This is a genomic window from Nocardia sp. CC201C (assembly GCF_030010695.1).
Lineage (GTDB): Bacteria > Actinomycetota > Actinomycetes > Mycobacteriales > Mycobacteriaceae > Nocardia > Nocardia otitidiscaviarum.
Genome location: NZ_JASCXP010000306.1, coordinates 1 through 9,069, shown reverse-complemented (window position 1 = coordinate 9,069; position 9,069 = coordinate 1). Strand labels below are relative to the sequence as shown.

Genomic DNA, 9,069 nt, shown 5'->3' with positions numbered 1-9,069 from the left:
GACGCCGGTCGCCCACGAGGTGCCGCTGCCCGAGGGCTGCGCGGCGAGGCTGCGCCGCGCGGCCGCCGACCGCGAGGTCACCGTGAACACCCTGGTGCAGGTGGCGTGGGCGCTGCTGCTCGCCGAGCTGACCGGTGACACCGATATCGTCTTCGGCGCAACGGTTTCCGGTCGCCCGCCGGAGCTGCCCGGCTCCGATCGCATGATCGGCATGCTGGTCAACACCGTTCCGGTGCGCATCACCCTGCGACCCGCCGAATCCGTGACCGACCTGCTCACCCGCGTCCGCGCCGAGCAGAGCGCCCTGGCCGAACATCACACGCTGGGGCTGGACGAGATCCAGGCGCTGGCCGGAATCGGTCCGCTCTTCGATACGGCGACGGTCTTCGAGTCCTATCCGGTCGACGCCGCGGCCCTCACCGCCGCGACCCGCCAGGCCCGCCTGCGCGTCACCGGCATCCGCGGCCACGACGGCACCCACTACCCGCTGGCCCTGGCCACCTACGCCGGTGACGGCCTGCGCCTGGTCCTCAGCCGCTCACCCCGCCACTTCGACGCCGACCAGACCGAGTCGATGGCCCGCGCCCTGTCCCGCATCCTCACCACCTTGGCCGACGGCGACAACCTCCGCACCGCCGAGGTGCGCGGCACAGCCGATCGCGGACACCCGGAATGGTCCGGCCCTCCCACGCTTCCGCCACGTCTCCTACCGGATCTCCTGACCGCCACCGGGTCACCGGACGCCCTCGCCGCGACCATGGCGACCCCGAAGCCGACCGTGCCCGCGCGGCGCGGCGGGCTCGTCGCTGGGGACTTCGGCCGGGGCCGAGGTGCGGAGCCGGGTTCGAACGGGCACGGTGAGTCCGTTGCCGGGGACTCCGGTCGGTGTGAACTCGCGGAGCCGGGTTCCAGCGGGCGTGGTGAGTCCGACGCCCGGGACTTCGATCGTGGCGTGAGTGCGGAGCGAGGTTCGAGCGGGCACGGCGAGTCCGATGCCGCGTACCTCGATCCCGGGGGGCGTGCGGAGCCGGGTTCGAGCGGGCGTGGTGAATCCGATGCCCGGGACTTCGATCGTGGCATGAGTGCGGAGCGGGGATCGACGGTGCTCGGCCAGCCCGATGTCGGCGAACTCGACCGTCGCGGGCACGCGACGCCGGGCTCGAATGTTCACGGCGGCGTCGGGTTCGGTATGACGGCGGTGTCCTACGCCCAGCTCGACGAGCTGTCCAATCGCCTTGCCCGCGTGCTGATCCGGGCCGGTGCCGGACCGGAGCGAACCGTGCTGCTCGCACTGCCGCGCTCGGTCGATCAGATGATCGCGCTGTGGGCGGTCGCCAAGACCGGCGCGGCGTTCGTGCCGGTGGACTGCGCGCAGCCGGCCGCGCGGACGGCCGCCATCGCCGCCGAATGCGACGCGGTCCTGGGCATCAGCGCGGCGGGAGCGGATGCGGCACTCCCGGATTCGGTACGCTGGCTGCTGCTCGACGATCCCGAGACCGGCGCGGCCACCGCCGCCGCACCGGGCGCTGCCGTCGATGACACCGTCCGGCTCGCACCGCTGCGCCCCGAGCATCCGGCCTACGTGGTGTTCACCTCCGGTTCCACCGGAACCCCCAAGGGCGTGGTGGTCACACACGCGGGCCTGGTGAACCTGGTCGCCGCCGCGGCGTCCGACGGCCGCATCGCCCCCGATTCCCGCCTGCTGCACGCCCTGAACCCGAGTTTCGACGCCGCGATCCTGGTGTGGCTGAGCGCCTTCGCCGTCGGGGCCACGCTCGTCATCGCCCCGCCCGAGGCGAGTGCGGGCGGTGAACTGGCCGACGCCATCGCGACCGGTGCGCCGACCCACCTGATCTGCACGCCCGGCGTCCTCGCCACCCTGCGCGACGAACAGTTGCGCGGCGTGGCGACGGCCATCATCGGTGGTGAACCCTGCCCGCCCGCGCTGGTCGCGCGGCTGGGTTCCACTCGCGCCCTGGTGAATTCCTACGGCCCGGCCGAAACCTCGGTCGCGGTGAGTTTCGGCGACCCCATGACCCCCGACACCGCCGCCGTCGTGGGCGCGCCGGTACCGGGTGCCACCCTGCTGGTGCTCGACCGCTGGCTGCGGCCCGTTCCGCTGGGCACGGTCGGCGAGCTGTACGTGCGCGGCCCGGGCCTGGCCCGCGGATACGCCGGGCGCACCGCCCTGACCGCGAGCCGCTTCGTAGCCGACCCGCTCACACCGGGCCAACGGCTGTACCGCACCGGCGATCTGGTGCGCCACACCGCACCCGGGACGCTGGAATACGTGGGGCGCGGCGATTCCCAGGTCAAGGTGCGCGGAATCCGGGTCGAGCCAGGGGAAGTGGATTCCGCGCTCACCGCGCATCCCCAGGTGGAGTCGGCCGTCACGGTGGCTCGGTCCACCCGCGCGGGCACGACCGCACTGTGCTCCTACATCACCTTCCGCACCCCGACAGCCGCCGAGCCCCCGCTGTTCACCGGGTCGAGCGTGCCGCTGTCGGGCACTGGGTCGAGTGTGCCGCTGTCGGACTCGGGGCCGAGCGTGCCGCCGTCGGACACCGAGCCGACCTTCCCGCCGCAGGTCGCCGAGTCCGCTGTGCCGTTGTCGGACACTGCACCCACCATGCCGCCGTCGCACACCGAGCCGAGCGTCCCATCGCAGGACGCTGCGCCTCCCGTGCCGCCGTCGCACACAGAGCCGAGCGTCCCACCGCAGGAAGCTCAGTCTGCCGCGCCGCCGTCGGTCACCGGACTGACCGCATGGCTGTCCGAGCGGCTGCCCCGCTATCTGGTGCCGTCGAGCATTACCGTGCTGCCCGAGCTGCCGCGCACCGCGAGCGGCAAGGTCGACCTACGTGCCCTGCCTGAACCCGAAGCGCCGCACACGGAGTATGTGGCTCCGACCGGCACCGCGGCCGTCGTGGCCGCTACCTTCGCCGAGGTCCTGCACGCCGACCGCGTGGGTGCCCGCGACGACTTCTTCGCTCTCGGCGGCGATTCACTGCTCGCCGCCCGGGTGGCCGCCCGGCTGAGCACGGCCCTGCACACCGCGATCCCGGTGCGCGCCCTGTTCGAGGCACCCGTGGTGGCCGATCTCGCCCGCAGCCTGGACACCGCGACCACGGCCGCCGCACCGCCGCTGGTATCGGGCCCACGGCCCGACCGGATACCGCTGTCCCCGGCCCAGCAGCGCATGTGGTTCGTCAATCGTTACGACCCGACATCCCCGGCCTACAACATCCCGCTGGCCCTGCGACTCTCGGGCGACCTCGATCGAACAGCATTGCGTCGCGCACTTTCCGACGTGCTGGAACGGCATGAAGCGCTGCGCACCGTCTATCCGGACATCGATGGCGTCGGCAGCCAGCGCATCGTCGCGGCCGCGACGGTGGAACTCGACCTGACCCCGATCCCCGTGCGCGCGGCCGATATCGGCGCGGCGGTGGCGGCCGCCGTCGGCACCGGGTTCGATGTCACCGCCTCGGTTCCCCTGCGGCTGCGGCTGTTCCGGGTCGATCGGACCGACGACTTCGTCCTGGTGGTGGTCGCCCACCACATCGCCCTGGACGGATACTCGATGGCACCACTGGTCCGGGATGTGGTGACCGCCTACACCGCACGCGTGCGCGGCGCCGCACCCGCGTGGCAGCCGCTACCCGTGCAGTACGCCGACTACGCGCTCTGGCAACACACCCGCCTGGGTGCCGCCGACGACCCGGAATCCCTGCTGCATCACCAGCTTCGATACTGGACCGAAGTCCTCGCCGACGCACCCGACCAGCTGGACCTGCCCACCGACCGACCTCGCCCGGCCCGCGCCTCGCATCGCGCCGCCGAGGTATCCGACCGCTTGGACGCCGACCTGACGGCGGCCGTGGACCGCTGCGCCCGAACCCGGCGCGCCACCCCGTTCATGGTCCTGCACGCCGCGCTGTCGATCCTGCTGGCCCGGCTCAGCGGTGCCCGCGAGGTGGTGATCGGCACGCCCATCGCCGGGCGCGGGGAACGCGAACTGGACGACCTCGTCGGCATGTTCGTCAACACCCTCGCCCTACGCACCGATATCCGCGCCGACGAGGGCTTCGGCGCACTGCTCGAACGCGTGCGCCGCACCGACCTGGAGGCTTTCGGCCACGCGGACCTGCCCTTCGAGCGCCTCGTCGAGGAGCTGGCACCGGCCCGGTCCGCGGCCCGGCACCCGATCACCCAGGTCATGCTGGTGTTCCAGAACCTCACCCACCCGGAGTTCACCCTCCCCGGCCTCACGGTGGCACCCGTGGAGCTGCCCCGGACCGTGAGCCGATTCGACCTGAGCCTCACCGTCTCCGGCGGCGCGGACGGCATGGAGCTGCGCTGCGACTACGCCACCGACCTGTTCGACGCCACCACCGTGCGCATGCTCCTGCGGCGACTGGTGCGACTGCTCACCGCAGTCACCGCCGATCCGGCCCGACCGGTGGGAGACATCGAGCTGTGCACCGAGACGGAACTGCTCCACCTGCGCACGCACACCACGCCCGTGGCGACGCCGCGTCCGCTGGCGGATCTCCTGGCCGAGGCCGTCGCCGCCAACCCGGACGGCGTGGCCGTCCGCTGTGCGGACCGTCAGCTCACCTATCGGGAACTCGACGCCCGCGCCGAACGGCTGGCCCGGCAGTTGACCCGCGCGGGCGCGGGACCGGAAACCGTGGTGGCCGTGGGTATTCCGCGTTCGCTCGAATCGGTTCTCGCCGTCTGGGCCGTCACCCGCACCGGGGCCGCCTTCGTCCCCGTGGACCCGTCCTATCCGCCCGAGCGCATCGCGCACATCATCGACACGGCCGGAGTGCGCCTCGGTCTGACCGTGCCCGCCTGCCGAGACCGCCTGCCCGCCACCGTGCACTGGTGGAACCTGGACAGTCGGTATCCGGACTACGCGGACAGTGGGCCGACCGCCGCCGAGCAGCACCGACTCCCGCGTCGGATCCGCCCGGAGCACCCGGCGTACGTGCTGTTCACCTCCGGCTCGACCGGTGCCCCGAAGGGCGTGGTGGTCACCCACGCCGGGCTGGCGAATATGGCTGCCGCACAGCGGAAGCGGTGCCACCTGACCTCCGACTCGCGGGTATTGCACGTCGCCTCACCGAGTTTCGACGCCTCGGTACTGGAGTTGGTCATGGCGGCGAGTGCGGCGGCGACGTTGGTGGTGGCCCCGCCGACCGTCTTCGCTGGCAGTGAAGTCGCGGATCTGCTGGCGCGCGAACGGGTATCGCATATCGCGCTCACCCCGTCGGCGCTGGCCACGGTCGATCCGGCCGGATTGGACGCACTCCGGGTGATCATCAATGGCGGCGAGCCCTGCCCGCCGGAGCTGGTGGCCGCCTGGTCGGCCCCGGGTCGAGCGCACTACAACGACTACGGTCCGACCGAGGCGACGGTGTGGGCGACCGGCAGCGCCGCACTGCATCCGGGGGACGCCGTCACCATCGGCACGCCCGCACCCGGTGTGCGGGCCGTGATTCTCGACGACCGGCTGCGCCCGGTCCCCGATGGTGTGGTGGGGGAGCTGTACCTGTCCGGGATCACCCTCGCCCGTGGCTACATCGGGCGCGGCGACCTGACCGCGGCTCGTTTCGTCGCCGATCCGTACGGCGCCGCGGGGGAGCGCGTGTATCGCACCGGCGATCTGGTGCGGCGGCGCGGCACCGAGCTCGAATATCTGGGCCGCACCGACAATCAGGTGAAGCTGCGCGGCCTGCGCATCGAACTCGGTGAGGTGGAGGCGGCGCTGACCGCCGACCCGGCCGTCGCCCACGCGGTGGCCGTCATCCGTGCCGACGGCCGCGGTGACGCGCTGGTCGCCTACGTGCTGGGCGCGGCCGGACCGCCGGACGTCGTGCAGCTGAAACATGCTGCCGCGCAGCGACTTCCGTCCTATATGGTGCCCTCGGCCATCGTGGTGCTGGACTCTCTTCCGCGGACCGCCAACGGCAAGCTCGACCTCGACGCACTGCCCGCGCCGCAGCCCACCGCAGCCGAACGCCGTTCCCCCGAAACCGCCGCCGAGCGCGCGGTGGCGACCGTGTTCCAGGAGGTGCTGGCGGTCGAGCGGGTCTGGCTCGACGACGACTTCTTCGCCCTCGGCGGCAATTCGCTCATCGCCACCCGCGTGGTGTCCCGCCTCGGCGCGGCATTGGACGCCGCCGTACCGGTGCGGGCACTGTTCGACGCGCCCACGGTGGGGGAGCTGGCCGAACTCGTCACCTCCGGTGCCACGTCCGGCCGCACCCGGCCCGGTCCGCGGCCGCGTCCGGAACGCATTCCGCTGTCGGCGGCGCAGCGGCGCATGTGGTTCCTGAACCGCTACGACCCGGGGTCACCCGCCTACAACATCCCCGCCGCCTTCGACATCACCGGGGCACTGGATATTTCGGCGCTGCGCGCCGCGCTGGACGATGTGGTGGCACGGCACGAGATCCTGCGCACCCGCTACCCGGTCGACGCGGACGGCCTGCCCCGGCAGGAGATCCTGGCTTCCGCACCGGGAATGACCCCGGTGCGCGAATTCGAGGTGGCCGCAGACGAACTCGACGACATGCTGGCGGCCCGCCTGTCTCGTGGCTTCGACCTCACCCGGGAGACCCCGTTGCGCGTCTGGGTGCTGCGCCTGGCACCCGAACACGCCGTGCTGGCCATGACGGTCCACCACATCGCCGCCGACGGCTGGTCGATGGGACCATTGGCTCGAGATGTGCTGGCCGCGTACGCATCCCGCCTGTCCGGTGCACCGCCCCGGTGGACGCCGCTGCCCCTGCAGTACGCCGATTACGCCCTCTGGCAACATGATCTGCTCGGCGCCGCCGACGATCCGGCCGGTCTCGCCCACCGCCAGCTGGAGTTCTGGCGCACCACCCTCGACGGCCTGCCCGAACGGCACACCATCCCCACCGACCGGCCCCGCCCGGCCACCCCCTCGGGCAGCGGCGACCGCATCGCCTTCACCATTCCGGCCGAGGTGCACGACCGCGTCCACATGCTGTCCCGGGCAGCCGGTGCGAGCCCGTTCATGGTGGCGCACACCGCGCTCGCGGTCCTGCTGGCCCGCCTGTCCGGTGTCCCCGATATCGCCATCGGCTCGGTGGTCGCGGGCCGCGGCGACGGGGAGTTGGACGATCTGGTGGGCATGTTCGTCAATACCGTCGTGCTGCGTTCCCATCTCGACCCGGCACTCAGCTTCGCCGCCGCGCTGTCCGACACCCGCCGCGCCGACCTGGCCGCCTACGGCAATCTCGACCTCCCCTTCGAGCAGGTGGTCGAGGCCCTGGCACCGACCCGCGACACCGCGCACCATCCGCTGTTCCAGGTGCTGCTGGCGTTCCAGAACCTGCCCCCGGCGGCGACCGCGCTGCCCGGTCTGCACATTCGACCACTCGACACCGCGGCCCCCGGCGCCAAGTTCGATCTGGAATGGATGCTCGCCGAACACTTCGGCCCCGCCGGAGAGCCCGCCGGTATCACCGGCTCGCTCATCTTCGCCACCGACCTGTTCGACCGCACCACCGCCCAGACCATGGCCGATGGCCTCGAGCGCCTGATCGAGGCGGCGACCACCGCGCCCGAGAGCACCCTCGCCGAACTCACCGGCTGGACCGGCGTGGCCACGGCGACCGCTGTCCCGACGGTGCACGGCCGCCCCGAACCGGTCCCGCCGCGTCCCTACCGCGCACCCCGTACCGAACTGGAACGACTGGTCGTCGACGCTTTCGAGGCCGTACTGGAGAATCCGCGAATCGGCGTGGACGACAACTTCTTCGACCACGGCGGCAACTCCATGGCGGCGGTCCGACTGGCCGAGCGGTTGCGTGCCAGCACGGGCGACGCCGTACCGCTGCACCTGATGTTCGCCGCACCCACCCCGGCCGCACTGGCCCGCCGCCTGAGTGACAGCACCCCCGATTCCGACGCGGACATACTGCTGCCCCTGCGGTCGACCGGTACCGCACCGGCGCTGTTCTGCCTCCACCCCGCCATCGGATTGGCCTGGTGCTACGCGGGATTGGTGCGGTACATCGACCCGGCGCGGCCCGTCCACGGCATCCAGTCACCGGGCATTCCCGACGGCGGCACGGTCGGCGATCTCGCCACCTGCTACGCCGACGAGATCCAGCGCACCCAACCGCACGGCCCCTACCATCTGCTCGGCTATTCGGCGGGCGGGCTGCTGGCCCACGCCGTGGCGGTGGAGTTGCGCCGCCGCGGCGCACCGGTGCCCTCGCTGATCATGATGGACGCCCGCGCCGACGTCGAGGTCACCGACGATCGCATGCCCGCCCCCGAACTGCTGCTCGCCGAGTTCGGCGGAGTGGACGTCCCGCAGGGCGTCGCCCTGACCGCCGAACGCGCGGCCGATCTGCTGCACTCGACCACCGGCGCGGCCAGCGCCCTCACGGCCGCTGATCTCGACCGCCTCTATCGTGACCTACGCGGCCTGCTCCACCGCATCGGCGCCCACCGCCCCGAGGTCTTCGACGGCGACGTGCTGTTCTTCACCGCCGCGGCCGGGCCGCCCGAACCCAACGTGGACACCTGGATTCCGTATGTCGACGGCGAAATACACGAGGTCACGCTCGATTTCGAACACAACCGGCTGATCACGCCGGAGGCGCTCGCCGATATCGGACCGCGGGTGGACGCGTACCTGGCGGGCCACCGCTCACCGTCGGCACCGCGAGACTGAGTACGCACCGGATTTCCGGCCGATGGCGGCGAACCCCGCGAGGCGCTCCCCGGGTTGGGGAACAATGGGCCGAGACGACCGATCGTGTGGGAAGCAGGTTCGACTGTGTCGAGGAACGGGAAGCGCCGGGTGTTCGGGGCCGCCGCGGTGGGACTGGGTGCCCTGGGCGCCGGTGAGCTGATCGCCGCGAGCGGCGGGGGTTCGCTCATCGACGGAGTGAGTCGGCTGCTGGTCGACACCGCGCCCACCCCGGTGGTCGAGGCCACCGTGGCCATGTCGGGGGAACACGACAAGGAGACCACCCGCCTCGGCACCGTCCTGGGCGGTGTCGCCGCCGCGGCCGGACT

Annotated in this window: 2 protein-coding genes; both read left to right on the top strand. The window is 72.1% G+C overall.

The window, feature by feature from the left end; genetic code table 11:
- The first annotated feature begins 19 nt into the window (after positions 1-19).
- On the top strand, positions 20-8,722 hold the full coding sequence (locus QK444_RS26130; RefSeq protein WP_282784646.1) for a non-ribosomal peptide synthetase: 8,703 nt from the start codon (positions 20-22) through the stop codon (positions 8,720-8,722).
- Between the two features lie 105 nt (positions 8,723-8,827).
- Positions 8,828-9,069, top strand: a 242-nt coding sequence (locus QK444_RS26125; RefSeq protein ID WP_282784645.1) for a hypothetical protein, incomplete at its 3' end; no start/stop codon positions are given.